This is a genomic window from Cupriavidus gilardii, assembly GCF_008801915.1.
Taxonomy (GTDB): domain Bacteria; phylum Pseudomonadota; class Gammaproteobacteria; order Burkholderiales; family Burkholderiaceae; genus Cupriavidus; species Cupriavidus gilardii.
Window position 1 is genome coordinate 58,925 of sequence record NZ_VZOV01000015.1, and the last position, 24,812, is coordinate 83,736.

Annotated in this window: 25 protein-coding genes; 12 read left to right on the plus strand and 13 right to left on the minus strand. The window is 69.9% G+C overall.

Annotation, left to right across the window (positions count from 1 at the left end; translation table 11 throughout):
* Positions 1-133: 133 nt before the first annotated feature.
* The 3 genes from F7Q96_RS17650 to F7Q96_RS17665 form a co-directional block, all read right to left on the minus strand.
* Positions 134-1,645 carry an MATE family efflux transporter gene (locus F7Q96_RS17650; protein ID WP_226994775.1) on the minus strand — a complete coding sequence of 504 codons (1,512 nt, stop codon included), beginning with the start codon at positions 1,643-1,645 and terminating at the stop codon, positions 134-136.
* Positions 1,629-2,150 carry a winged helix-turn-helix transcriptional regulator gene (locus tag F7Q96_RS17660; RefSeq protein WP_144425842.1) on the minus strand — a complete coding sequence of 174 codons (522 nt, stop codon included), beginning with the start codon at positions 2,148-2,150 and terminating at the stop codon, positions 1,629-1,631. Before F7Q96_RS17660 ends, F7Q96_RS17650 begins: the two co-directional genes overlap by 17 nt.
* Positions 2,151-2,295: 145 nt before the next feature.
* Positions 2,296-3,219, minus strand: coding sequence for a LysR family transcriptional regulator (locus F7Q96_RS17665; protein ID WP_053822628.1), 924 nt, complete (start codon positions 3,217-3,219; stop codon positions 2,296-2,298).
* A gap of 178 nt (positions 3,220-3,397) precedes the next feature.
* Between F7Q96_RS17665 and F7Q96_RS17670 the strand changes: the two genes are divergently transcribed.
* From F7Q96_RS17670 to F7Q96_RS17685, 4 genes are all read left to right on the plus strand, one after another.
* Entirely contained in the window at positions 3,398-4,903 is a 1,506-nt protein-coding gene (locus tag F7Q96_RS17670; RefSeq protein WP_053822627.1) for an acyl-CoA synthetase, read from the plus strand.
* A gap of 178 nt (positions 4,904-5,081) precedes the next feature.
* A complete protein-coding gene (locus F7Q96_RS17675; protein ID WP_053823219.1) occupies positions 5,082-6,011 on the plus strand; it encodes a Bug family tripartite tricarboxylate transporter substrate binding protein in 930 nt (309 codons plus the stop codon).
* A 123-nt stretch (positions 6,012-6,134) separates the two neighbouring features.
* Positions 6,135-7,607: a chloride channel protein gene (locus tag F7Q96_RS17680; RefSeq protein ID WP_151023038.1), complete on the plus strand. Its 1,473-nt coding sequence runs from the start codon at positions 6,135-6,137 to the stop codon at positions 7,605-7,607.
* 97 nt (positions 7,608-7,704) lie between these two features.
* Complete coding sequence (locus tag F7Q96_RS17685; RefSeq protein ID WP_053822626.1) at positions 7,705-8,496, plus strand: hypothetical protein; 792 nt, start codon at positions 7,705-7,707, stop codon at positions 8,494-8,496.
* A 158-nt stretch (positions 8,497-8,654) separates the two neighbouring features.
* Here the strand turns inward: F7Q96_RS17685 and dapB are convergent, their stop codons facing one another.
* Positions 8,655-9,464 (minus strand): 4-hydroxy-tetrahydrodipicolinate reductase, encoded by an 810-nt coding sequence (gene dapB / locus F7Q96_RS17690; protein WP_053822625.1) that lies wholly within the window; start codon positions 9,462-9,464, stop codon positions 8,655-8,657.
* A 152-nt stretch (positions 9,465-9,616) separates the two neighbouring features.
* Positions 9,617-10,066, minus strand: coding sequence for an Lrp/AsnC family transcriptional regulator (locus F7Q96_RS17695; protein ID WP_053822624.1), 450 nt, complete (start codon positions 10,064-10,066; stop codon positions 9,617-9,619).
* A 251-nt stretch (positions 10,067-10,317) separates the two neighbouring features.
* On the opposite strand from F7Q96_RS17695, the gene F7Q96_RS17700 reads away from it, so the two are divergent.
* From F7Q96_RS17700 to F7Q96_RS17710, 3 genes are all read left to right on the plus strand, one after another.
* Entirely contained in the window at positions 10,318-11,484 is a 1,167-nt protein-coding gene (locus tag F7Q96_RS17700) for a saccharopine dehydrogenase family protein (protein ID WP_053822623.1), read from the plus strand.
* Complete coding sequence (gene amaB / locus F7Q96_RS17705) at positions 11,481-13,001, plus strand: L-piperidine-6-carboxylate dehydrogenase (RefSeq protein WP_053822622.1); 1,521 nt, start codon at positions 11,481-11,483, stop codon at positions 12,999-13,001. The genes F7Q96_RS17700 and amaB overlap by 4 nt, the downstream gene beginning before the upstream one ends.
* 151 nt (positions 13,002-13,152) lie before the next feature.
* Positions 13,153-13,389, plus strand: a complete 237-nt coding sequence (locus F7Q96_RS17710) for a hypothetical protein (protein ID WP_053822621.1) — start codon at positions 13,153-13,155, stop codon at positions 13,387-13,389.
* A gap of 63 nt (positions 13,390-13,452) precedes the next feature.
* Here the strand turns inward: F7Q96_RS17710 and F7Q96_RS17715 are convergent, their stop codons facing one another.
* The 5 genes from F7Q96_RS17715 to prfA form a co-directional block, all read right to left on the minus strand.
* Positions 13,453-14,052 (minus strand): UbiX family flavin prenyltransferase, encoded by a 600-nt coding sequence (locus tag F7Q96_RS17715; RefSeq protein WP_053822620.1) that lies wholly within the window; start codon positions 14,050-14,052, stop codon positions 13,453-13,455.
* A 16-nt stretch (positions 14,053-14,068) separates the two neighbouring features.
* On the minus strand, positions 14,069-14,380 hold the full coding sequence (gene grxD / locus F7Q96_RS17720) for a Grx4 family monothiol glutaredoxin (RefSeq protein WP_053822619.1): 312 nt from the start codon (positions 14,378-14,380) through the stop codon (positions 14,069-14,071).
* Positions 14,381-14,515: 135 nt separating this feature from the next.
* Entirely contained in the window at positions 14,516-15,439 is a 924-nt protein-coding gene (gene prmC / locus F7Q96_RS17725) for a peptide chain release factor N(5)-glutamine methyltransferase (RefSeq protein ID WP_053822618.1), read from the minus strand.
* 79 nt (positions 15,440-15,518) lie between these two features.
* A complete protein-coding gene (locus F7Q96_RS17730) occupies positions 15,519-15,845 on the minus strand; it encodes a hypothetical protein (RefSeq protein ID WP_006577776.1) in 327 nt (108 codons plus the stop codon).
* A gap of 176 nt (positions 15,846-16,021) precedes the next feature.
* Positions 16,022-17,104, minus strand: coding sequence for a peptide chain release factor 1 (gene prfA / locus F7Q96_RS17735; protein ID WP_053822617.1), 1,083 nt, complete (start codon positions 17,102-17,104; stop codon positions 16,022-16,024).
* On the opposite strand from prfA, the gene F7Q96_RS26840 reads away from it, so the two are divergent.
* Entirely contained in the window at positions 17,091-17,261 is a 171-nt protein-coding gene (locus F7Q96_RS26840; RefSeq protein ID WP_158507270.1) for a hypothetical protein, read from the plus strand. The genes prfA and F7Q96_RS26840 overlap by 14 nt on opposite strands.
* Here F7Q96_RS26840 and hemA read toward each other — a convergent pair.
* Positions 17,258-18,562 (minus strand): glutamyl-tRNA reductase, encoded by a 1,305-nt coding sequence (hemA, locus tag F7Q96_RS17740; protein WP_053823217.1) that lies wholly within the window; start codon positions 18,560-18,562, stop codon positions 17,258-17,260. The genes F7Q96_RS26840 and hemA overlap by 4 nt on opposite strands.
* 275 nt (positions 18,563-18,837) lie before the next feature.
* Here hemA and F7Q96_RS17745 point away from each other — a divergent pair, with 275 nt between their 5' ends.
* On the plus strand, positions 18,838-19,083 hold the full coding sequence (locus tag F7Q96_RS17745; RefSeq protein WP_023264535.1) for a hypothetical protein: 246 nt from the start codon (positions 18,838-18,840) through the stop codon (positions 19,081-19,083).
* A gap of 10 nt (positions 19,084-19,093) precedes the next feature.
* On the opposite strand, the gene F7Q96_RS17750 is transcribed toward F7Q96_RS17745, so the two are convergent.
* A complete protein-coding gene (locus F7Q96_RS17750; RefSeq protein WP_053822616.1) occupies positions 19,094-19,897 on the minus strand; it encodes a 5'-methylthioadenosine/adenosylhomocysteine nucleosidase in 804 nt (267 codons plus the stop codon).
* A 270-nt stretch (positions 19,898-20,167) separates the two neighbouring features.
* Between F7Q96_RS17750 and F7Q96_RS27445 the strand changes: the two genes are divergently transcribed.
* From F7Q96_RS27445 to F7Q96_RS17775, 3 genes are read left to right on the plus strand one after another with little or no spacing between them, the layout of a single operon-like run.
* Complete coding sequence (locus F7Q96_RS27445; RefSeq protein WP_315904143.1) at positions 20,168-22,438, plus strand: DUF4401 domain-containing protein; 2,271 nt, start codon at positions 20,168-20,170, stop codon at positions 22,436-22,438.
* A complete protein-coding gene (locus tag F7Q96_RS17770; protein ID WP_053822615.1) occupies positions 22,435-22,926 on the plus strand; it encodes a GDYXXLXY domain-containing protein in 492 nt (163 codons plus the stop codon). The genes F7Q96_RS27445 and F7Q96_RS17770 overlap by 4 nt, the downstream gene beginning before the upstream one ends.
* Positions 22,923-23,816, plus strand: coding sequence for a DMT family transporter (locus F7Q96_RS17775; protein WP_053822614.1), 894 nt, complete (start codon positions 22,923-22,925; stop codon positions 23,814-23,816). Before F7Q96_RS17770 ends, F7Q96_RS17775 begins: the two co-directional genes overlap by 4 nt.
* A gap of 17 nt (positions 23,817-23,833) precedes the next feature.
* On the opposite strand, the gene F7Q96_RS17780 is transcribed toward F7Q96_RS17775, so the two are convergent.
* Positions 23,834-24,721 (minus strand): LysR substrate-binding domain-containing protein, encoded by an 888-nt coding sequence (locus F7Q96_RS17780; protein ID WP_053822613.1) that lies wholly within the window; start codon positions 24,719-24,721, stop codon positions 23,834-23,836.
* Positions 24,722-24,812 lie beyond the last annotated feature (91 nt).

A 24,812-nucleotide genomic window follows, 5' to 3' on the forward strand; every position in this document is an offset into this window, starting at 1 on the left:
TGCCGCGTCGGCACGATAAGCCGCACGATACCGGGGTTACGGCGCGCGCGCATGTGCGGGCCTCGGGCGGCGCCGTGCCCCCCGGGGCGCCGCAGCTGACCTGCAGCCGTACCGCTGCTGCCCTACCGCGTCGCTACCTTCCCGACCACACCTCGCGCCGCACGCCCATCGCTGTCACCGCGCCATAGGCGGTGATGCCGAGTGCCACGCCGAGGAAATGGCCATCCAGCCCCATGCCGCCGACATGCGCCAGCAGCCAGCCGCCGCCCGCGGCAAGCCCGATTCGCGCGATGCCGGCCGCGATCGGCCAGCGCATCCGGCCCGCGCCCATCGACGCGAAATACAGCGCCATGCCGAGCCCGAAGCCGCCAAAGGCCGGCGCGATCCACGACAGCGCCCGCGCGGCGATCGCGGCGACTTCCGCATCGCTGGTGAACCAGCTGGCAAAGCGCGCCGGCGCGAGCCCCACGGCGATGCCGATGGCGCCGGCCAGCGCCAGCGCCAGCAGCGCGCCGACCCAGGCGGTGCGTCGCGCCCCGGCCCAATCGCCGGCGCCGACCGCGCGGCCGACCAGCGCGGTCAGCGCCGAGCCCACGCCAAAGGCCAGCGGGATCATCAGGAATTCGAGCCGCGCCGAGATGCCGTATGCCGCGACCGCCGCGGTGCCATAGGGGCGCAGCTGCGCCGTCACCAGGATCGTCGCCAGATTGGCCAAGGCGGCCAGCCCGCAGGCAACCAGCCCGACTGACAGGATGCGCTGGAACAGCGCCGCGTTCGGCCGCACGCGCAGCACCGGCACGAAGCCCGCGCCGCCGCGCAGCACGACCACCGCCATGCCGAGCGCCGCGGCCCACGACACCAGCGCAAAGGCGGCGCCGATGCCGGCCAGGCCCATGCCGGCCGCTTCGGCCAGCGTCCAGGCCAGCAGCGGAAACGCGATCCACATCAGGCACAGCACGCGCGCCGCCAGTGCATGGCGGCCGCCGCCGCGCAGCACCGAGGCCATCGTGTTGGCCAGCCAGGCCGGCACCGCGCCGGCGCCGAACAGCCAGATCGCATAGCTCGCGGCGGCTTCGGCGGCCGTCGCGCCGGCCACCGCGCCGAGCACGGCATGCGGAAAGCCGGCCAGCGCGATCGCGAAGCCCAGGCCGGCCAGCACGGCGATGATCAGCGCGTGCAGCACCAGCGCCGACGCGTCCTCGCGCTTGCCGGCACCGAGCGCACGGGCGATGGCCGACACCACGCCGCCGCCCATCGCGCCGGTCGACATTTGCTGCAGAAGCAGCGCGAATGGCAGCACGACGGCCCAGCCGGCGAGCGCGGCGGTGCCCTGGCGCGCCGCCAGCCAGGTCTCGATCAATTGCGCGACGGCCTGCAGCAGCGCGATCAGGCTGGTCGGCGCGGCCAGCTTGACGATGGCCTGCAGCACCGCGCGGGGTGCCGCCGCACCGGTCGCGGCCGCCTTCGCGGCGCCGGCCGCAGCCGGTTCGGGAGTGAGAGCGGAAGCGGCAGCCGCAGCGGATTCGGAAGCGGGTTCGGAAGCGTGTTCGGAAGCGGGACCGGGAGTCGGAGTCCGAGCCGGAGCGCGGGTCGGAAAGGCTGCGGCGGGCGCGCCCACCCGCACGGCCTCATGCAGTTCGGTCATCGCCCACCTCCGTGGCTTCGACGGTGTCGGCTTCGGACGCGAAGCGGCGGCGCAGGTGGTGGCCGGCGGCGGGGCCGGCGGTGACGCGCAGATCGTCCAGCGTGACCGGGCTGCCGTCGGCGCGGGTCAGCGCCGGGGCGGCGATCTCGTCGCCGGTGCGCCGGTCCAGCAGCACCGTCATCGGGCCGCGGTCGGTCATCCAGCGGTCGGCCCAGGCCTTCAGCGCGACGAAGGCCGGGAAGAAATCGCGGCCCTTGTCGGTCAGCCGGTAGTGGTGGCGCGCGCCGCCGTCGGCCGGCACGCGCTCGAACATGCCGTGCTCGACCAGCGTCTTCAGCCGCGCGCTCAGGATATTGGGCGCGATGCCGAGGTTGCGCTGGAATTCGTCGAAGCGCGTGCTGCCGTAGAAGGCCTCGCGCATCAGCAGGATCGCCCAGCGCTCGCCCAGTACCGCCATCGAGCGGGCGATCGGGCACGGCATGCTGGCAAAGTCGGTGTGGCCCACGTCTCCTCCGTTTGGGACAGCCAATGACGCAATCGGTCGATCGCGAAATGGCTTTTACTTTCAATTTGCAAGCATTCTAGCTTGCAAATTGAAAGTGCGTGAGGAGCGGTTGGCTGCGAGCGGTTCGGTCGGGTACGTTGGCCGTTCAGGCGGAACCGTCGGGCGCGTCGCGGAACACCGGCAAGGCAGGGATCTGCTCTCGCAGGAAGTCGATCAGCGCCCGCGTCGCCATCGGCGGATGCGGGTTCGGCGTGGTGATCAGGTACAGCCGGTCGCCCAGCCCCTCGGGCCGCCAGTCCGGCAGCACCTTGACCAGCCGGCCGGCGTGCGCGTCCTGCCAGCCGGCGTAGACCGGCAGCAGGCAGACGCCGTGGCCGGCCTGCACCGCGCGGATCAGGAAGGGGAAGTGCTCGGACTGCAGCCGCGGCAGCAACTGCACCGCGTCGCGTTGGTCGCCGCGCGTCAGATGCAGTTCAAAGGGGCGGGCGAAGTAGGGCGGGCACAGGAAATCGGCCGCGGCGAGGTCCGCCGGCACCCGGATCGGACCAGTCCGTTCCAGATAGGACGGCGCCGCATAGAGGCCCCACTCGATCGCGCAGACGTCGCGCGCCACGTGGTCCAGCGGCGGTTGCGAGGTGACTTTCAGCGCCACGTCGATCTCGGCCGCGATCAGGTCGTTGACGCGATTGTTGAAGAACACGCGCAGCGTGATGCCCGGATGCCGTTCGGCGAATGCCAGCAGCAGCGGCGCGACAAAGGTGTCGCCCAGGCCGGTCGGCACGCTCAGGCGCACGTGGCCGCGCAGCGTCTTGCCCAGGCTGTCGATCTCGGCCTGCGCCGACGCGACCTCGCGCAGGATCGCCAGCCCGTGGCGGTACAGCGCGTGACCGGGTTCGGTCAGCTCCAGCCGGCGCGTGGTCCGGCGCATCAATTGCGCGCCCGACTGGATCTCCAGCTCGCGCAACTGCCGGCTGACCTGCGAGCGGGTGACGCCGCGCCGGCGGCCGGCTTCGGCCAGATTGCCGGCGTCGACGATATCGACGAAGGCCTGGATCAGGTTCAGGTCCATGGTGCGTCCATCGGGGATTGCCAGGGGGATTGTCGCGCTGGGCTCAACATTGTGCTGCGCAGGGCGGCAATTGTCGATGACGATGCCCGCCGTTACAGTGACCGGTCAATATGGCGCCCGTGTCCCGATGCCGATGTCCCGGGCACGCATGGGGCGCCCAGCGTAAAGGAGCACTCGAATGGCGGCGGACCTCTGGTTCCAGGATCTTCATCGCAGCGGCGACGAACTGCTGTCGCGCGGCAGCCGGCTGGCCGGCGGCCTGCGCGCGCTTGGCGTGGCGGAGGGCGATGTGATCGCCGTGCTGCTGCGCAACGACGCGCCGTTCGCCGACATCGTGCACGCCTGCCGCACCGCCGGCTGCTACTACTGCCCGATCAACTGGCATTTCACCGCGGACGAGGTCCGCTATCTGCTGGAGGACAGCGGCGCCAAGGTGCTGATCGCCCATGCCGACCTGCTGCCCGCGGTGCAGGCGGCGGTGCCGGCCGGCATGCCGGTGCTGGCGGTCGGCGAAGAGGCGGCCCCGGCGGGGCTCGATGCCCTGGCATACGAACCGTGGCTCGCCGTCCAGCCGTGCTACGACGGCCCGCGCGTCGCGCCGCGCGGCCATATGGCCTACACCTCCGGCACCACCGGCCGCCCCAAGGGCGTGCTGCGCCAGGCGGTGCCGCTCGACCGGCTCGACGCCCAGCAGGCCGCAATGCGTTCGGTGGTGGCGCAGGCGATCGGCATCGTGCCGGGCTGCCGCGCGCTGATGTCGGCGCCGCTGTATCACAGCGCGCCCGGCGTCTTTATCCAGAACGCGCTGCAGATGGCCGAGCGGCTGGTGCTGACGCCGCGCTTCGATGCCGAGCAGGTGCTGGCACTGATCGAGCGGCATCGCATCGATGTCGTCTATCTGGTGCCGATCATGTATGTGCGGCTGCTGAAGCTGCCCGACGCGGTACGCCGGCGCTACGACCTGTCGTCGCTGCGCTTCGTCGCGTCGACCGGCTCGCCGTGCGCACCCGAGGTCAAGCGCGCGATGCTCGATTGGCTGGGCCCGGTCATCCATGAAACCTATGCGTCCAGCGAGGCCGGCATGGTGACCGTCGCCACGCCCGCCGATGCGCTGGCGCGGCCGGGCACCGCGGGCCGGCCGGTCGACGAGGCCAGCGTGCGCATCCTGCGCGAGGACGGCGCGCCTTGCGAGACCGGCGAGGTCGGCCTGATCTATGTGCGCCAGCCCGCCTATCCGGATTTCACCTACCGCCACAACGACGCCGCGCGCCGCGCAATCGATGTCGACGGGCTGGTGACGCTGGGCGACATGGGCTATCTGGACGCCGATGGCTATCTGTTCCTGTGCGACCGCGCGTCGGACATGGTGATCTCGGGCGGCGTCAACATCTATCCGGCGGAGATCGAGCACCAGTTGGTGCGCTATCCGGGCGTGGCCGACTGCGTGGTGTTTGGCGTGCCCGACGACGAGTACGGCGAGCGGCTGCTGGCGATGGTGCAGCCGATGCCGGGCGAGCGCCTGGACGAGACCGAGATGATCGCCTGGCTGCGCGAACGGCTGTCGGGCTTCAAGGTGCCGCGCACGATCGTGATCGCCGAGCAGTTGCCGCGCGACGAGACCGGCAAGCTCGCCAAACGCCGTTTGCGCGACCAATACTGGCAGGGGCGGACACGGCGCGTCTGAACGCGGCCGGCACCCCGACCGGAACGCAGCACACTAGGAAGCAGGACATAACGGAGGAGACACCATGCAAGGCTCGAAAACGGCAGGGCAGGTCCGGCGCGGCATCGCCGCGGTGGGGGCGAGATTGGCGCCGAAATTGGCGAGGTTGGCGCTATGGTCGACGCTGACGTTGGCGGTGATGTTCGGTGCCGTGACGGCGGCTGGCGCGGCGTACCCGGACCGGCCCATCAAGCTGATCGTGCCGTACACGCCGGGCGGATCGACCGACCAGTTCGGCCGCGCGCTGGCCGAGGGCATGAGCAAGGTCCTGAAGCAACCGGTGGTGGTCGACAACAAGCCCGGCGCCGCCACGATGATCGGCACCAATCTGGTCGCTCGCGCGCCGGCCGACGGCTACACGGTCGGCTTCGCGACCAACGGCAGCATGGTGCTGAACCCGATGCTGTACAAGAAGATCACCTACGACCCGCCGAAGGACTTCAAGATCTTCAGCATCGGCGCCGAGGTGCCGCTAGTGGTGGTCACCAATACCCAGGTGCCGGCCAACAACATTCGCGAGTTTGCTTCTTACGCGAAGAGCCAGGGCGGCAAGCTGAACTACAGCTCGGTGGGCCTGGGCAACGCGCTGCAGCTGGCCACCGAGATGCTGAAGACCGAGCTCGGCATCGAGCTGACCCATGTGCCCTACAACGGCAGCGCGCCGGCGCTGGCGGCGCTGCTCGCCAACGACGTGCAGCTGATGGTCGATGTGGTCAGCACCTCGCTGCCGCACATCAAGGCCGGCAAGCTGAAGGCGCTGGCCGTGACCAGCCGCAACCGGCTCGACGTGCTGCCCAATGTGCCGACGGTGGCCGAGAGTTATCCGAACTTCCAGGCGGCGACGTGGTTCGGGCTGGCAGTGCCGGCGCAGACGCCGCCCGAGGCGGTCGAGAAGCTGCGCGCGGCGGCCGATCAGACCCTGCGTGACCCGCAATTCCGCGCGACCTTCAACGGGCTCGGCCTGCAGGTGCTGCAGCCGATGAGCCAGGCGGAGATCGACCGCTACGTCGCCGCCGATCGGCAGCACTGGGGCAAGGTGATTCGGGCGAAGAATATTTCGCTGGATTGAGCGAGGGCGGGCGCCTGGGTTTGTTCCAGCACCGGCAAGCGTCCGTCATGCTGAGCGCGGCCCCGTTTCCCCGGGCCCGATTTCCGAAGCGGGTATAGTTGTGCGCGCTGTCGTCTTGTGCCCATGACCGAGCCCGAATCCTCATCGTCCCGCCGCCCGGCCCCGCCGCCGCCTGAACCGGCCGAACCGGCCGAACCGGCATCTGCAGCCGACTCCCAGACCGCGCGCCTGCGCCGCCGTGCCCGCATGGCCGCGTGGCGCAAGACGCGCCAGGTCGGCCGCATCTCCCGCACCACCCTCCGTTACGCCATCTTCATGTGCGGTGCCGGCGGGGTGGCGCTGTTCTCGCTGGCGTTCGCCTGGATCGCCGAGATCGCGCTGCACTGGAACCGCCAACTGACCAGCGCGACGCCGTGGCTGGCCTTCGTGATGCTGCCGTTTGGCCTGGCGACGCTGCGCTGGCTGACGATCCGGCTGGCGCCGCAGGCCCGCGGCAGTGGCATTCCGCAAGTGATCGCCGCGGTCACGCTGCCGCCGGCGGGGCCGGCGCAGTCGGTGCTGGTGTCGCTGCGGCAGGCGCTGTGGAAAGTGCTGCTGACCGCCGGCGGGCTGTTGGCGGGCGCCTCGATCGGCAGGGAAGGGCCGTCGGTGCAGGTCGGCGCCGCCGCGATGCTGGCCTGGGGCCAGTGGTGCCATCGGCGGCTGCGCTTCCGCATCGGCTTTCATCCCAACGCGCTGATCGCCGCGGGCGCGGCCGGTGGCCTGGCGGCGGCCTTCAATACGCCGCTCGCCGGCGTGGTGTTCGCGATCGAGGAACTGGGCCGCGGCACGGCGGTGCGCTGGGACCGGCTGGTGCTGTCCGGCGTGCTGACAGCGGGCTTCGTGTCGCTGGCGCTGTTCGGCAACAATCCGTATTTCAACGTCAGGACGCCGATCCTGGCGCTGGACGACGCCTGGGGGCCGGTGCTGCTGTGCGCGCTGATCAATGGCCTGCTCGGTGGCCTGTTCGCCAAGGCGCTGATTCGCGGCGTGCCGGGCATGCTGCCCGCGCGCTGGCGCGGCTGGCCCGCGGCGCATCCGATCCGGGTGGCGTTCGTTTGCGGCCTGATTGCCGCGGCGATCGGCTGGGCCACCGATGGCGCGACGTTCGGCACCGGCTACGAGCAGGCGGCGGGTCTGATCAATGGCGAACCGGTGACCGGCGTGGCGTTTGGCCTGGCCAAGCTGGGCGCCACCGTGGTGTCGTACTTCGCCGGCGTGCCGGGCGGCATCTTCACGCCGGCGCTGGCGATCGGCGCGGGGCTGGGCGAAAACGTTGCCCATCTGGTCGGCGGCATCGGCGAGCCGCGCGTGCTGGCGCTGGTCTCGATGGCGGCCTTCCTCGCGGCGGCGACCCAGGCGCCGATCACCGCCAGCGTCATCGTGATGGAAATGACGCGCTCGCAGGACCTGACGCTGTTCCTGCTGGCCGCGTCGCTGCTTGCCTCGTTCTTGTCGCGCCAGTTCAGCCCGCGGCCGTTCTATCACCAAGTCGGTCACGCGTTCCGCCGCGAGGCCGTGCAGATCGAGCGCAAGGCGGCGCCAACGGCGCCTTAGACCGATCGTTTGCACCTCGGGGCCCGCGTCGGCGTCACATCCGGAACAACGGGCGGTGGGGTTGCTCCAACGCCCGACCCTAATATCAGGAGCTTGAATGCGATTCCATCTTGCCGGCCTGGCTGTGGCCGGTCTTGCCGCGGCCGGTGTGCTGGCTGCGGCGCCTGCAGTCCATGCGGCCAGTGCGGCCTCCGCTTCCACGGCTTCACCCGCGAATGCCGCCCCCGCGGCTTCCGCCGCTCCCGCAGCGAATGCCGCCAGGCCTGTCCAGAACCCCTCCTCGCCATCCACGGCCGACCTGCTGGCGCCAATGCTCGGCACGCTGAAGATCGGCAATCCGATGCCCGACCTGCCCGACTGCGCGGACAAGCGCACGCCGGACGGCACCGATGTGACCGCCTTCTGCGTGGAAGTGCGCGGCGATGGCGCGATGCGCCAGGTCGGCGTGCCGCGCAAGCAGCGCCCGGCCTTCATGGACGGCCCGCATGCGCTGGCGGTGGTCGATCGCAATGCGCTGGTCGGCCTGATCGTGCCGACCGACGGCGTGCGCTCGGAACAGTCGACGCTGCGCACGCTGACCGCGCGCTACGGCAAGCCGTTCCGCGAGGAGCAGGTCGCGCTGCTGGACAAGGACGGCAAGACGGTCAACAGCGTCCACGCCGGTTGGATGCAGGCGCCGCTGACGGTCGAGGTCTATTCGATTCCCGACGATCCCGACACCGGCAGCATCGAGCTGTTGCTGCCGCGCGCCCGCACGGTGATGGCGCAGAAGGATGCGGCGATCACGCAGCAACTGAACCCCGGCGCCGCCTCGGCACCGAGCGCGCCGAAGGCCGTGGCGCAGAAGCCGAAGAAAGGCGAGGGCGACGGCAAGCCGGGCAGCTGGTAAGCGCGGCCGGTGTCGTCTGCATGTCCGGTTGTTCCCGCGCAGGCGGGAACTCGGCGGCCCGATGGAGCGAGGTACCGGTCGCCGAGCACGGCAACAGTCGCTGCGCCCCCGCGTTCGCGGGGGCGACGATGCCCGGCGTACCTGGAGTACCTGCCGCCCTACAGGCCCTCCATCACCTTGTCCAATCCCCGCACGACGCCGCGCAGGGTATGCACCTTGCGGATCGCCAGCAGCGCGCCGGACACATAGGGCTTGGAGCCGTCGCCGGCCTCGTGCTTCAGATGCAGCCGCTGGCCGTCGGCGCCGAAGATCACCTCGACACCGAGCTGATAGCCGGGCAGCCGCACCGCGTGGACCTGCGTGCCGGACATCGTCGCGCCGCGCGTCTCGACCGGTCCCTTGACCTGGTCCAGCGGCACCGTCTGCGTAGCCGCTTTGACCTGTCCTAGCCGGTAGGCCAGCTCGCGCACGGTGCCCGACGGCACATCGACCTTGCCCGCCTTGGCGTAGTCGATGATTTCCCACTGATCCAGATGGCGCGCAGCCATCTCGGCGAACTTCTGCAGCAGCACCACCGTGATGGCGAAATTGCCGCAGGCCAGCACACCGCGGTCGGCCGCGCGCGCGGCGGCGTCGATCTCCGCATAGTCCTCGTCCGACAGCCCCGAGGTACCCACCACCACATGGGCGCCCTGCGCCAGCGCCTGCAGGATGTTGTGCTTGGCGATGTCCGGCTTCGTGTATTCCACGTAGACGTCGTACGGCGTGCCCGCCAGTTCGGCGATGCTCGCCACCGCCTTGCCCGGCGTGCCGGCGTGGCCGGTCAGCTGCGCCAGCGTCTGGCCGGCCGCGCCGCGCGAGAGCCCTGCGACCAGCGTCATGTCCTGCGCGTGCGCGACGCCGCGCGCCAGTTCGCCGCCGGCCCAGCCGGTCACGCCGCCCACGGCGACACGGATTGGTGTGTTCATCGGCAGATTCCTCCTGGTGCCATGTTGCGATGTTGCGATGTCCGCGTTGCCGCGGACGGCCCGCCAGTTTGCCGCGTTTGCGCGATGTGCGCAGGCAAGCGCGCGGCATCGGGCGGGGGAGGGCGACCCGGCGCCGAAGACGAGGCTGCCCGTCACCCCACGGGGCGCCGCCGATCGATCTTGCGCGCCAGCACGATCGACGTGCTGGTGTGATTGACGCCGTCGAGCGCGCCGATCTCGTCGAGCAGCCTGTCCAGCCGCGCGTGCGTATCGCAACGGATCACCGCCATGTAGTCGACCGGCCCGCTGACCGAATCGAGCTCCACCACCTCGGGGAAGCGCTGCAGCGCGCGCAATACCGTCGGCGCGGTCTTGGGCTGCACCGACAGCCCGCAGAAGGCCAGGATCGCGTTGTCCTCCATCTGCTGGCCCAGCCGCACGCCATAGCCGGCGATCACGCCGAGCCGCTCCAGCCGCGCGATGCGCGCGACCACGGTGGTGCGGGCGATGCCGAGCTTGCGCGCCAGGTTGGCGGCGCTGTCGCGCGCATTGGCCTGCAGCAGCGACAACAGGTGGCGGTCGGTCTGGTCGAGGTCGGTCATGCGGTCTCCGGTCTCCGGTCTCCGGTCTCCGGTCTCCAGTGGGTCTTCGGTATGCGAGCGGCGCCGGCATCTCGTCGTTTCGTCGAGACAGGCCGCCGAATCGACCGATTATGGCGGGTTTTCGTCAATGTTGTCTGTTCAATCCGACGCCACCGCGGCCCATACTTCGATCACGGCATGGCGGTGCAACTGCTGCGCAGCCATGGCCGGCGCGACCAGCGCGCTTCCTTTCCCCGCGTCGGAGGACCGTCATGAACAACAACCTTTCCTTCCCTTCGGCTCGCTCCGGTGCGGCGCTGCCCGTCACCGTGCTCGGTGCCGGCAAGATCGGCCGCACCATCGCCGGCATGCTGCAGGACAGCGGCGACTATGCGGTGACCGTGGTCGACCGCTACCGCGACGCCCTCGACACGCTGCCCGCGGGCGTCTCCACCCGCGTGGCCGATCCGTCCGAGCGGCAGGCCTGCATCGACGCGCTGGCAGGCGCCGCGGCGGTGATCAACGCCTTGCCGTTCCACGCCGCGGTGCCGGTCGCCACCGTCGCCGCCGAACTGGGCGTGCACTATTTCGACCTGACCGAAGACGTGGCGGCCACCCGGGCGATCCGCGCGCTGGCGGCCGATGCGCGCGCGGTGCTGATGCCGCAGTGCGGACTGGCGCCCGGCTTCATCGGCGTGGTCGGCCACGATCTCGCGCAGCGCTTCCTGCGCGGCGGCGGGCAGCTGCTGGACCTGCGCATGCGCGTCGGCGCGCTGCCGCGCTATCCCAACAATGCGCTGAAGTACAACCTGACCTGGAGCACCGAGGGTCTGATCAACGAGTACTGCAACCCGTGCGAGGCCATCGTCGACGGCCGCCGCGTCGAGGTGCCGGCGCTGGAGGGGCTGGAGAGCTTCGCGCTGGACGGCATCGAGTACGAGGCCTTCCATACCTCGGGCGGGCTCGGCACGCTGCCGGAAACGCTGGCCGGGCGCGCCCGCCACGTCGATTACAAGTCGATCCGCTATCCTGGCCATTGCGCGGTGATCAAGCTGCTGCTCGACGATCTGCGGCTGCGCGAACGGCGCGACTGGCTGCGCGAGATCTTCGACAGCGCGATTCCGCTGACCGAGCAGGACGTGGTGGTCGTGTTCGCCAGCGCCACGGGACGCACGGCCGGCGAGGACGGACGGCTGGGCCCGCTGACGCAGGCGTCGTTCTCCGCGCGCATCGGCGGCGCCGAGGGCGAGCACGGCCATCTGAACGCGATCCAGCTGACCACCGCCGCGGGCGTCTGCGCCGCGCTCGACATGGTGATCGCCGGCCAGCTGCCGCAACGGGGCTTCGTCCGCCAGGAGGACATGCGGCTCGAGGCCTTCCTCGCCAATCGTTTCGGCAGGCACTACACCTGCCATCCGCTACAGGAGGCCCTCGCATGAAAGCCGACGCATTCGAGCGCTGCTGGCGCGCCATCGGCCAGCCCATTCCCTGGCGCGACGGTGCCGGCGGCCCCGGCGCGCTGCCGGCGCGTTCGCCGATCGACGGCGAGGTATTCGGCCATATCGCGGCCTGCAGTGCCGACGAGGCGAACGCCCGCATCGCCCAGGCCCATGCCGCGCAGAGCGGCTGGGCGCTGGTGCCGGCACCGGTGCGCGGCGAGGTGGTGCGGCGCTTCGGCGAGGTGCTGCGCGAACACCGCGGCGCGCTCGGCGAACTGGTCTCGCTCGAGACCGGCAAGATCCTGCAGGAAGGGCTGGGCGAGGTGCAGGAGATGATCGACATCTGCGACTTCGCGGTCGGCCTGTCGCGACAGCTGCATGGGCTGACGATCGCCAGCGAGCGGCCCCAGCATGCGATGCGCGAGACCTGGCATCCGTTCGGCGTCTGCGGCGTGATCTCGGCGTTCAACTTTCCGGTGGCGGTGTGGGCGTGGAACGCCGCGCTGGCGCTGGTGTGCGGCAACGCGGTGGTATGGAAGCCGTCGGAGAAGACGTCGCAATGCGCGCTGGCGGTGCAGGCGCTGCTCGATCGCGTGATCGAGGCCGCGGCGCCCGAGCACGCCGGCATCGCCACGGTGCTGTGCGGCGGCCGGCAACTGGGCGAGCGGCTGGTCGCGCATCCCGATGTGCGGCTGGTCAGCGCGACCGGTTCGACGCGGATGGGGCGCGAGGTCGGCATCGCCTGCGCCGGGCAGTTCAAGCGCAGCATCCTCGAACTCGGCGGCAACAATGCGGCCATCGTCGCGCCGTCGGCCGATCTCTCGCTGACGTTGCGCGCGATGACGTTCGCCGCGGCGGGCACGGCCGGACAACGCTGCACCACGCTGCGCCGCGCCTTCGTTCATGCCGATCTGTTCGGCACGGTGCGCGAGCAGCTGACGCAGATCTTCGCCCGCCTGCCGGTCGGCGATCCGCTCGAGGCCGGCACGCTGGTCGGCCCGCTGATCGACCGCGCCGCCGGCGACAACATGGCCAATGCGCTGGCCAGCTGCCGCGCCCAGGGCAACGCCGTGCATGGCGGCGAACGGCTGCTGGCCGACCGCTATCCGCATGCCTGCTACATGCGGCCGGCGCTGGTGGTCACCGACACGCAGCACGACACCATGCTGACCGAGACCTTCGCGCCGATCCTGTACCTGATGCCGTACACCTCGCTGGAGGAGGCCATCGCGCTGAACAATGCGGCGGCGCACGGCCTGTCGTCGTGCATCTTCACCGAGTCGCTGCGCGAGGCCGAGCGCTTCCTGTCGTCGGCCGGCAGCGACTGCGGCATCGCCAACGTCAATATCGGCACCAGCGGCGCGGAAATCGGCGGGGCCTTCGGCGGAGAGAAGGCGACCGGCGGCGGGCGCGAATCGGGCTCGGATGCGTGGAAGGGCTATATGCGGCGGGCCACCAATACGATCAACTACGGCGACGCGCTGCCGCTGGCGCAGGGCATCCGCTTCGATCTGTGAGGCCGGGAAAGCGTGAACGTGGAAAGGCGGAAAGGCGGCCGGCCGCCAGCTCTTTGTAGGGAACGGTAACGCAGGTTACAGGGCCCTGACCCCGTATTACCAACCCGCCCCGTATAACGGCGTCATCAATTCCGTATAACAGGGGCAAAAAATGAAAGCGTGGTTGGCAGGTCTGGGGGCAGTGGCGGCGGCGGGCTTGTCCGGCTGCGCGGTCTACCCGGCGCCGGTCGATGCTGGCGTCACGGTTGGTGTGGGGGCGCCCGTCTATGTTGCACCGCCGCCGGTGGTGGTGGCGCCGCGGCCTTATTACTACGGCTATCCGTATCGGGGCTATTACCGCGGCGGGCACGGCCACTGGCATGGCCATGGACGCGGGCACTGGCGCTGATACCGGAAGGGGGGGAATCGCAAGGGGGGGCCGTGGCCGGCAGGACGCCGCGATGCCGGCGGCTCAGATCTGTCCGTTCAGGCCGGCCCAGCTCGGCGCGAGTGTCTGCGGCACATCGATCAGGTCGAGCACACGGCCGATCGTATGGTCGACCAACTGCGCGATGGTATCGGGCTTCTGATAGAAGCCGGGCACCGGCGGAAAGACGATGCCGCCCATTTCGGTGACGGCCGTCATATTGCGCAGATGCGCCAGGTTCAGCGGCGTCTCGCGCACCATCAGCACCAGCTTGCGGCGTTCCTTCAGCGTGACGTCGGCCGCGCGGGTGATCAGGTTGTCGGACAGGCCATGCGCGATCGCGGCAAGCGTACGCATCGAGCACGGCGCGATCACCATCGCCTGCGCGCGGAACGAACCGCTGGCGATGGTTGCGCCGATATCGCGCACGTTGTGCACCACGTCGGCCAGCGCCTCGGCCTCGGCCTTGCCGATGTCGAGCTCATGCTGCAGGTTCATCACGCCCGCGGGCGAGATCAGCAGATGCGTTTCGACGTCGGCGACCGCGCGCAGAACCTGCAGCAGCCGCACGCCATAGACGGCGCCGGTGGCGCCGGTGATCGCGACGATCACGCGCCGCGGCACAGCGGCAGGCCCGGCGCTCATCGGGGTTTCCAGGGCGTCAGCCCTTCAGCAGGGTTTGCAGCTCGCCGCTCTGGTACATCTCCATCATGATGTCCGAGCCGCCGACGAATTCGCCGTTGACGTAGAGCTGCGGGATGGTCGGCCAGTTGGCGTATTCCTTGATGCCCTGGCGGATGCTGTCGTCTTCCAGCACGTTGACCGTCATCGGCGCATCGACGCCGCAGGCCTTCAGGATCTGGATCGCGCGGCCGGAGAAACCGCACATCGGAAACTGGGCCGTGCCCTTCATGAACAGCACGACGGGATGGCCCTTGACGATCTGGTCGATCTTTTGTTGCACGTCACTCATGATTTTCGCTTCGGAGGAGGGGCGCTGAGGCGAACCGCGCGCCATGGAGTCGGAGACGCGCGCCGGCCGATGGCATGAAAAGCCGAAGGGTGGCGCGCGGGATCGGGTCGATTCTACCGGATTCGGACCACCGCTTCAGCGCTCGGACCCGGCCCCGGCGGTGTCAACGCCGGCATCGCCGCCGGGCCAGCGACCGCCGCTGCAGCGTTCGTTGCCGCCCAGGTCGCGCTCGGTGAAGACGCTGCCAAAGCCCGCGTCGCGCAGCAGTTGCCGGGCGGCCTCGCCCTGGTCGAAGCCATGTTCCATCAGCAGCCATCCGCACGCTTGCAGGTGCGGGCCGGCGCCCGCGACGATGGTGGCGAGGTCGGACAGCCCGTCGCCATGGTCGGTCAGCGCATCGACCGGTTCGAAGCGCAGATCGCCGCTGGACAGATGCGGATCGCCGGCCGCGATATAGGGCGGATTGCTGACGATCATCGTGAAGCGGGCGTCGGCAGGCAGCGCCGCATACCAATCCGATTCGAGGAAGACGACGTTGCCTGCCCCCAGCGCGGCCGCATTGGCGCGCGCGATGTCGAGCGCCGCGGGCGAGATGTCGGTCGCCCAGACCCGCGCATCGGGCCGTTCGCAGGCCAGCGTGACGGCGAGGATGCCCGAGCCGGTGCCGAGGTCCAGCACCCGCGGCGCCTGCGTGCCCGTCAGGCGCGCCAGCGCCGCCTGCACCGCGATCTCGGTGTCCGGACGCGGGATCAGCACCGCGGGACTGACACGGAACGGGCGGCCGTAGAACTCGCGCTCGCCGACCAGATAGGCCATCGGCTCGCCCGCCAGCCGCCGCGCCAGCAGCGCGGCGAGCGCGTCATGCTGGGCGGCGTCGAGCGGCTGGGTATCGCGCGTGATCAGCTGCGTGCGGGAGAGACCCGTTACATGAGTCAGCAGCATCCGCGCTTCCAGCGCCGGCAGCCCGGCCTGCGTCATCGCGGTCAGCGTCTCGCGCAGCGTCGCCTGCGCCGGCAGGGTGCCGGGCGGCAGCGGTGCGGAGGACGGGGAATCGTTCATTGGAATCGAGGCCATCAAAAAGACGAGAGCCCCGCCGGCACTGTGCCGTGGCGGGGCTCGGTACCGCGCGGGCGACGGTTTAGTTCTTGGTCGCTTCCTTGGCCTTGTCGGCGGTCTCGTTGACCGCATTGCTGGCGGCGTCCTTGGCATTTGCCATGGCGGCGGCCGCTTCGTCCTTGGCGCGCTCGGCGGCGGCGGACACGTCCGAAGCTGCGTTGCTGGCCGCGGCCTTTGCAGCGTCGGCGGCGGATTCCGCAGCCGCGGCAGCGTCGCTGGCCGCCGACTTGGCCGATTCGGCCGCGCTGGCCATCGCGCTATCGACGTTCGACGAGGCGGGGGCTTCATCCTTCTTGCCGCAAGCAGCCACTGCAGCGGTGACCATCAACAACGCAAGCAGTTTCTTCATGATTTCGTCCTTTTGTCCGTTTTTCGAGAAAAGACCCGCCCGGTATTTGTGCCGGGTTAGCCGTTTCCGATTATAGCGACCAACCATGTCGTTACCATGGCTGTTTCAGGCATTTGCAAGAAATACAAGTATTTTGCCGGCGGAAAACAACCGTAGCGAATATCCCGCCGCGGCATTTACGCGTCCTCGCCCAGCGCCGCCAGTTGATCGGCCTGGTGCTCCGCCGCCAGCGCCCCGATCAGTTCGTCGAGGTCGCCGTCCATGATCATGTCGATCTTGTACAGCGTCAGATTGATGCGATGGTCGGTCACGCGGCCCTGCGGGAAGTTGTACGTGCGGATGCGGTCGCTGCGGTCGCCCGAGCCGATCAGGTTGCGCCGCGTGGTCGCTTCCTTCGCCTGCGCCGCGCGCAACTGCATGTCCTTCAGACGCGCCGCCAGCACCTTCATCGCCTTGTCCTTGTTGCGGTGCTGGCTGCGGTCGTCCTGGCATTCGACGACGATGCCGGTCGGCAGGTGGGTCAATCGCACCGCCGAATCGGTCTTGTTGATGTGCTGGCCGCCGGCGCCCGAGGCGCGGAAGGTGTCGACGCGCAGATCGCCGGGATTGATCTCGATCTCGCCGAGTTCGTCGGCCTCGGGCATCACCGCGACCGTGCAGGCCGAGGTATGGATGCGCCCCTGCGCCTCGGTGGCCGGCACGCGCTGCACGCGATGGCCGCCCGATTCGAACTTCAGCTTCGAGAACGCCGCATCGCCGGCGATGCGCACGATCACTTCCTTGTAGCCGCCCAGATCCGATGGCGACTCGCTCATGATCTCGACCTGCCAGCGCTGCCGCTCGGCATAGCGCGTGTACATGCGCAGCAGATCGCCGGCGAACAGCGCACTTTCCTCGCCGCCGGTGCCGGCGCGGATTTCCAGGATCAGGTTGCGGTCGTCGTTGGGGTCCTTGGGCAGCAGCAGCGTCTGCAGGCTGGCTTCCAGTTCATCGAGCTTCGCGCGCGCGGCATCGATCTCGTCGCTGGCGAAGGCCTTCATCTCGGGGTCGTCGAGCAGCGCCTGCGCGGTGGCCAGATCGTCCTGGGCCTGCCGGTAATGCGCATATTGCTCGGCCACGGGCGACAGCTCGGCATGCTCGCGCGTCAGCTTGCGGTACTGCTCCATGTTCGCGGTCGCGTCTTCGCGCGCGAGCAGGGCGTTGACTTCGTCGAGGCGCTCGGCCAGTTGGTCGAGCTTGGCTTGCATGCTGGCTTTCATCGGAATCCGGCGTGTTGGGGCGGTGTCTTTGGGCGGCGTCCTGGAACGGCGTGCTGGTGCTGAGCGCCTGGCGCAGGCGGATGCCGCGCTGGCGTGGCGCGGTGATGCGGACGACGACCTTGGCGCGAAGGCGCGGACGCTGCCCGCGAGCGGCTAGCGCTCGGAGTGGCTGCTGTGGCGGAACAGGCCGGGCACCAGGCGCAGCAGCGCCTCGCGGTCCTCGCCCTGGGTGTGATTGAGCGCGTGGGTGGGACCGTGCAGGAACTTGCGGGTCAACGCGCCGGACAGCGCCTCGAGCACGGCCTCGGGATCGTCGCCGCGCGCCAGCATCCTGCGCGCGCGTTCGAGTTCGGCCTGGCGCATCGCCTCGCCGTTGGCCTGCAGTTCGCGGATCACCGGCACCACGCTGCGCGTCTCCAGCCAGTGCATGAAATGCTGCACGCGCGTTTCGATGATCGCTTCGGCCTGCGCCACCGCGGCCTGGCGCATCGCATTGCCTTCCCGCACGATCGCGCCGAGGTCGTCGACGGTGTACAGGAAGACGTCGTCGAGCCGCGCCACTTCGGGCTCGACATCGCGCGGCACGGCAAGGTCGACCATCATGATCGGGCGGTGCTTGCGCTGCTTGACCGCACGTTCGACCGCGCCCAGCCCGATGATCGGCAGCGAACTGGCGGTGCTGGAGACGACGATGTCGAACTCGTGCAGCCGCGAGCCGAGGTCGGACAGGCGGATCGCTTCGGTATTGAGCCCCTGCGCGGCCAGCTGCTCGGCCAGCTTCTCGCCGCGCTCGACGGTGCGGTTGGCGACGACGATCTGGCGCGGGCTCTGCGCGGCGAAATGGGTGGCGCACAGCTCGATCATTTCGCCGGCGCCGATGAACAGCACACGCTGGCCCGAAATGCTCTCGAAAATCCGCTGCCCCAGCCGTACCGCGGCCGCCGCCATCGACACCGAATGCGCGCCGATCTCGGTCTGGCCGCGCACTTCTTTCGCCACGGCGAAGGTGCGCTGGAACAGCTGGTTCAGATAGGTGCCGAGGGTGCCGGCCTCGCCGGCGGTGCGGACCGCATCCTTCATCTGGCCAAGGATCTGCGTCTCGCCGAGCACCATCGAATCGAGGCCGCTGGCGACGCGGAAGGCATGGCGCACCGCCTCGGACTGCGGCAGCGAGTACAGATGCGGGGCCAGCTCCCCGGCGGGGATATTGTGGTGCTGCGACAGCCAGCGCAGCGTGTGATCGAAGCCCTCCGAGCCGGACAGCACCAGGTCGGTGGCGCAATAGATCTCGGTCCGGTTGCAGGTCGACAGGATCGCCGCCTCGGTCCCGCGCTTGCCGGCCAGCTGGGTGCGCAGCGCGCCCAGCGCCGGCTTGATCTGCTCGAGCGGAAACGCCACCCGCTCGCGAAGCGAGACGGGCGCCGTGTTGTGATTGATTCCGATTGCGAGCAGTTGCATGGTTGGGGACGTTTCGCTGTCCGGCTGGCGGGCCGTTCCGGCCTCGCGCCAGCTTTGCCTGCGCTGGGCATGGCGGCGCGCACACTGGCCATTCAGGGCCGGGCCGAGCGCCGCCGGGACGGCTTGCATTATACCGTCCGGGCGCGATCCTTGCGTTCGCGGCCCGGCCGAGGCTATCGGGAGTCGGCCGGCGCTGTGACTTGAGTTATCGTTACGCCGCTGCCGCCACGGGCGGCGGGCGGGTCAGGTCGATGGTCGAACAACGGAAGCGGGCGATGCTGGGGACGTTCTTGGTGGGCATGGTGGTCGGACTGGTGGCGCGGGCGATGCATCCGCGCGGCCCGGTACTGACCGTCGCGATGGCGCTGCTGCTGGGCGGCGTCGGCGCGCTCGCCAGCTTCTACCTGGGCCGGGCGCTGCGCTGGTTCATCGATGGCCAGCTGAGCGGCTGGACCGCCGCCATCCTCGGCGCCGCGCTGCTGGTCGGGCTGGGCGGGCTGTTCGCGCGGCGCGGACGCTGAGCGCCCAACCTCACCGCAGCGCCGCCAGCAGCCGCCGGATCACGCCCTCCGAGTAGTGGCTGGCCACCTCGGCCAGGAACGCCGGGAAATCGACATGGGCGCTGTCGTCCGCCCGATCCGACACGGTCCGCATGACCGCGTGCGGTACGCCGTATTCGTGGCAGACCTGACCGACCGCCGCCCCTTCCATTTCGACCGCCAGCAGGCCGGGCAGCCGCGCCCGCAGCTCCGCCACCGTGGTCGGCGCCCCGATGAACTGATCGCCGCTGGCGATCATGCCCAGATGCAGGTTCGGCGCGGTGACGCCCGCAGTGACCCCCGCAGTGACGCCCGCAGTGACACTAAAACGGGCACGCACCGCGGCCGGCACGGCGCTGGGCAGATCCTCCGTCAGGAAGGCCTGCGCCGCCTCGCACAGCGCGGCCGTCAGCGCCGGATCGGTCGGGAATGCCTCCAGGCCTAGCAGCGGCACCTGATGGCGCGGAAACAGCGGACGCGCGTCCATGTCGTGCTGCAGCGTCCGATCGGCGATCACCAGATCGCCGACCTGCACGCCGGCGCCGATCCCGCCCGCCAGCCCGGTGAAGACGATGCCGTCGACACCGAATTCGCGGATCAACGTCACCGTGGTTGCCGCGGCCGCCACCTTGCCGACCCGGGCCAGCACCACCACGCAGCGCTGCCCGTACAGCTCGCCCACGTAGTAGTCGCGCATGCCGATCCGATGGACGGTCGCGCGGGCATCGTCGTGGCGCATGGCGGCGATCAGGCCGTCGATTTCATCGTGGAGGGCGGCGAGGATGCCGAGGGTCATGGCGTGCAGGTATCGAAACGAGATGGAGGACGGTGCGGCCGAGCCGGCAGCCCGAGCCGCAAGCCGGGCCCTAAGCCGTAAGCCGTAAGCCCCAAGCCCCAAGCCCCAAGCCCCAAGCCCCAAGCCCCAAGCCCCCGAGCCGGAAAAGCCGACAGCATACCGGCACCGCCCGGTGCTTTGCTGGTTCGTGTCGCACCGCCTTTGATCGTGCGGTCGCCACGGCGCTTTGCTAGAGTGCAGCCAACGCCTTTCCGGAGCGCTCCCCAATCCATGCCCACCGATCGCCAAGCCCACCGTCTGAACATCCGGCATGCACAGCGGCGCGCGCTGGCGGACTGGTGCGCACAGGGGCGGCTGGCGGTGCCCCGAGCGCGCCAGGCTTGGACCGATACCGAGCCCTGGACTGCCGACTGGCACCGCTGGCTGCAACGGGCGCTGCTCGCGCTCGGCGTGGCGCTGCTGTGCGCCGGCGTGATCGTCTTCTTCGCCTTCAACTGGCAGGCCCTGCACGAGTTCACCCGCTTCGCCGTGCTTGCGGTGGTGATCAGCGCGCTGGCGGCGTTCGCCTGGCGCCGGCCCGACGGCGACGCGGCCGGTCGCGCGGCGCTGTTCGCCGCGCAATTGATCACCGGGGCATTGCTGGCGGTGATCGGACAGGTCTACCAGACCGGCGCCGATGCCTGGCAACTGTTCGCGTGGTGGACGTTGCTGGCCGTGCCGTGGGCGCTGGCCGCGCACGCGCCGTCCCATTGGTGGCTGGTGGTGGTGCTGGCCAATGTCGCGCTGCTGCGCTTCTTCAGCGTCGAACTGGGCGCCGGCCTGCCGTTCACGCTGCTGTTCGGCGTCGAGGGCGGCAAGCTGGTCGGCCTGTGGCTGCTTGCCGCTGCCTTGCTGCAGCTCGCGCTATGGCTGGTCCTGTCGGCGCACGCGCCGCGTGTTGGCGTGCGAGGCCAGGGCGGCGTGCGGCTGCTGGCGGCGCTGGCTTGCGCGCATGCGGTCTGGCTCGGGCTCGGTGCGCTGTTCGGCGACCGCTTTGACGGTGCGATGCTGATCGTCGCGCTGGCCGCCGTGCTGGGACTGGGCGCCTGGTTCCGGCGGCGCAACGTCGATCTGCTCGTGCTGAGCGGGATTGCGCTGTCGCTGATCGCGCTGATCGTCGGGGGACTCGGCCGCCTGCTGTTCGAGGCCGGCGCGGAATTCGGCGGCTTCCTGCTGCTCGGCCTGCTGACACTCGGCCTGTCGGCCGTGTCGGCGACGTGGTTGATGCGTTTGCATCGCGATCATGCGCAGGGGCCCATCGATACGTTCGCCGACGCGTCCACCGACAGCTCCACCGACAGCTCCACCGATAGCACCACCGCCACGTTCGCCGAGCGGCCGCCGTCGCGTCAGTGGAGCGGGACGGTGCAACCGTCAGCGGCGGTGCAGGCGCTGTGGCGCGCGCTGGCCGCGGAAGGCGCGGTCGCAGGGCACCCGCCCGCCGAGACCGATGCACCATGGTCCGTGCGGCTGTTGACCGGCATGGCCGGATGGCTCGGCGCGGTGTTCTTCCAGCTGTTCCTGCTCGGCACCGTGTTCGTCGCCGCGCGCGAGAACAGCGGGGCCATTCTCGTCTGCGGACTGGCGCTGATCGCACTGGCCGCGCTGCTGTACCGGCGCCGCGGGGGCCATACCGGCTTCGAGCAATTCGCGTTGGCCAGCAGCCTGACCGGGCAAGGGCTGGCGTTTTATGCCGCCGCCGATCTGCTCGGCCGCGCCCGCGCCGTGGAGACCGCTGCGTTCTGGTTCGGGGTCGCGGCCTGCGAGATGCTGCTCTATGCGGCGATCGGCAATCGGCTGCATCGCTTGTTGTGCGCGCTTGCGGCGATGGTGTCGGTGGCGATGGCGTTGACCATCGCCATCGCGATGGGTCCGTCCACGCCCTGGCAGGCGATGGGGTGGGCGCTGGTCTGGCTGGCGCCGGTCGCCGCGCTGAAGGCGACGCTGTACGCGACCACCGAGGGACGGCTTGCCGCGCTCCGGCGCCATCACTGGCTCGCCCCGGCCGCGGACGCCTTGCTGCTTTGCAGCCTGCTCGCCGCGCTGATCGTGACCGGCATCGGCCATCCATTGGCCCTCTTCACCGAACCGGCGGCACGCGGCGTGCCGCATTGGCTGGCGGGCGCGCTGTTTGCGGTGCTGCTGGTCGGCTTTGGCATCGCCGAAACGGCCCGGCTGCAACGATCGCTCCGCCGGCGCGCCGGGGTCGGCGGTGTGCTGGCGCTCTGTGCCGCGCTGATGATCGGCGCTCCCGCCGTGGTGGCGGGCGTGCTGGCGACCGGGCTGGCCTTGCGGCGGGCGTCCCTGACCTGGCTCGGACTGGGCCTTGCGACGATCGGCCTCGGTTTCATCTGGTACTACAGCGCGCTGCACTGGACGCTGGCGATCAAGTCGGCAACGCTGGTAGCGGCCGGTATCGTCGTGCTGGCGGCACGCGCGTGGTTGACCCGGCCCCGGTCCGCGCTCGGTGCGGCCGACATCGCAGAGGAGGGCAGCCGATGAAACGCTGGATCCTGATTGCGTGGGCGCTGACGCTCGCGGTCGCGGGCGCCGGCGTGATCGGCAAGGAACGACTGCTCGCGCGCGGCGATGTGGTGCTGCTGCGGCTGGCGCCGGTCGATCCGCGCTCGCTGATGCAGGGCGACTATATGGCGCTGAACTTCGCCATCGGCGCGCCGATCCTGCGCGCGCTGGAGACGACCGACGACCGTATCCGCACCGCGGTGGTTCGGCTCGATGCGCACGGCGAGGGCAGCTTCGTGCGGCTGCATCGCGGCGAACCACTGGTCGCTGGCGAACACCTGCTGCGCTTCCAATTGAAACCGTCGCGCTGGGGTACCGATCAGATCCAGATCTCGACCGACGCCTTCTTCTTCCAGGAGGGCCATGCGCGTCGATACGAGGGCGCGCAATTCGGCGCCTTTCGCGTCGATGCCGACGGCCAGGCGCTGCTGGTCGAGCTGCGCGACGCGGCAGGGCATCCGCTGTGAGCACGCGGCCGTCCGCCGCGCTGGTGGTCGGCTGCACCGCGCTGTCGATGCTCGCCTTCGCCGGCAACTCGCTGCTGTGCCGGCTGGCGCTGCGGGACACCACCATCGACGCGGCGAGCTTCACCACCGTGCGGCTGCTGTCGGGCGCCATCACGCTATGGGTGCTGGTGCAACTGCGTGGTGGCGCTTCGCGCGCGCCCGAGGCAACGCCAACGACTGAGGCATCGAGCGGCAACTGGCGCTCGGCGCTGGCGCTGTTCGCCTACGCGATCCTCTTCTCCTACGCCTACGCGCAACTATCGGCCGCGACCGGCGCGCTGCTGCTGTTCGGCGCGGTGCAGGTGACCATGATCGGCCGCGGACTCTGGCTCGGCGAACGGCCTCATCTCGTGCAGACGGCCGGCTATCTGATCGCGGTCGCGGGACTGATCGGCATGCTGCTGCCGGGCCTGTCCGCGCCACCGCTGCTTGGTGCGCTGCTGATGATCGCGTCCGGCGCGGCGTGGGGCATCTATTCGATCCGCGCCAAGGGCGCGCGCGATCCGGTGCGCGCCAACGCCGGCAACTTCCTGCGCGCCTCGGTCTGCTGCCTGCCGATCTATCTCGCCGCGCTGCCCTGGGCCAGCCACGATGCCGCTGGCATGCTGTACGCGGTACTGTCCGGCGCGATCGCCTCGGCGCTCGGCTACGCCATCTGGTATGTCGCACTGCGGGGGTTGACGGTGACTACCGCTGGACTGGTGCAACTCAGCGTGCCGGTGATTGCGGCGGCGGGTGGGGTGTTGCTGTTGGGTGAGGCGGTGACGTGGCGGTTGGTGGTGGCTTCCATCGCCGTGCTCGGGGGCGTGGGCCTGGCGATCGCCTATCGTCGTTCCGAACCGCCTCGATGAACCAACGCGTCTGCGGCTCAGACAGGACGCAACGCTTCCAACATGATGTCCGCCAGCCGCTGCGAAACCTCGGAGGCCGGGCCCGGCGCACGCAGCAGCATCAGCGGCATCTTGCCCAGCGGCGGCAGCCCATCGGCAGGCCCGAGTTGACGCAGCGAGGCGGGCAAGCCGTAAGGCGTGCGCACGACCAGACCGAGACCGGCTGCCGCGGCAGCCCATAGGCCGCCGAGGTTCGGACTGGTGAACGAGACGCGCCACGGAATGCCGGCGCGATCGAGCGCGGCGGTGGCGGCGTCGTGGAAATGGCAGGGCCGGTCGAACACGGCCAATGGGACGGGTTCCTCGGGATCGAGACGCCAGGGCAGCGAGGCCGGTCCGACCCAGCACATCTGCGGTTCGCCGACCAGCGTGATATCGGCGCCTGGCGCTCTTGCCGCGGCGGCACCATTCGTACCGCCCCACACCAGCGCCAGATCGAGCGTGCGCGCCTGGATGCGGGCGAACAGATCGTGATTGCGCGCCACCATCGCCTCGACCCGCACCTTCGGATGCGCGCGCGCAAACCGGCCCAAGACCTCGGGCAGCGTCGCCTCGCCGAATTCTTCCTGCAGTCCCAATCGCACGCCGCCGGACAGATCGACACCGCGGACCGCCGCGGCGGCCTCGTCGTTCAACGCGACCATCCTGCGTGCATAGCCGAGCAGCAGATTGCCGGCCTCGGTCAGTTCCAGCGTCCTGCCCGCCTTGCGAAACAGCGGCGTGCCCGCCATGTCTTCGAGCTTGTGGATCTGCGCGCTGACGGCCGAGGTGGAACGGCCCACCTGATCGGCCGCGCGGGCAAAGCTGCCGAGGTCGACGCCGGCGACAAGGCTGCGCAGCGCGGCGATGTCCAGATTCAGTGCCATGAGAATCGTCCGGAAATTCAAAACGATCGGTTCAAAACTTTCCGATTTTCATGATGAATGGTCGTTGGAATACTGGCGATCCGTCAACTGC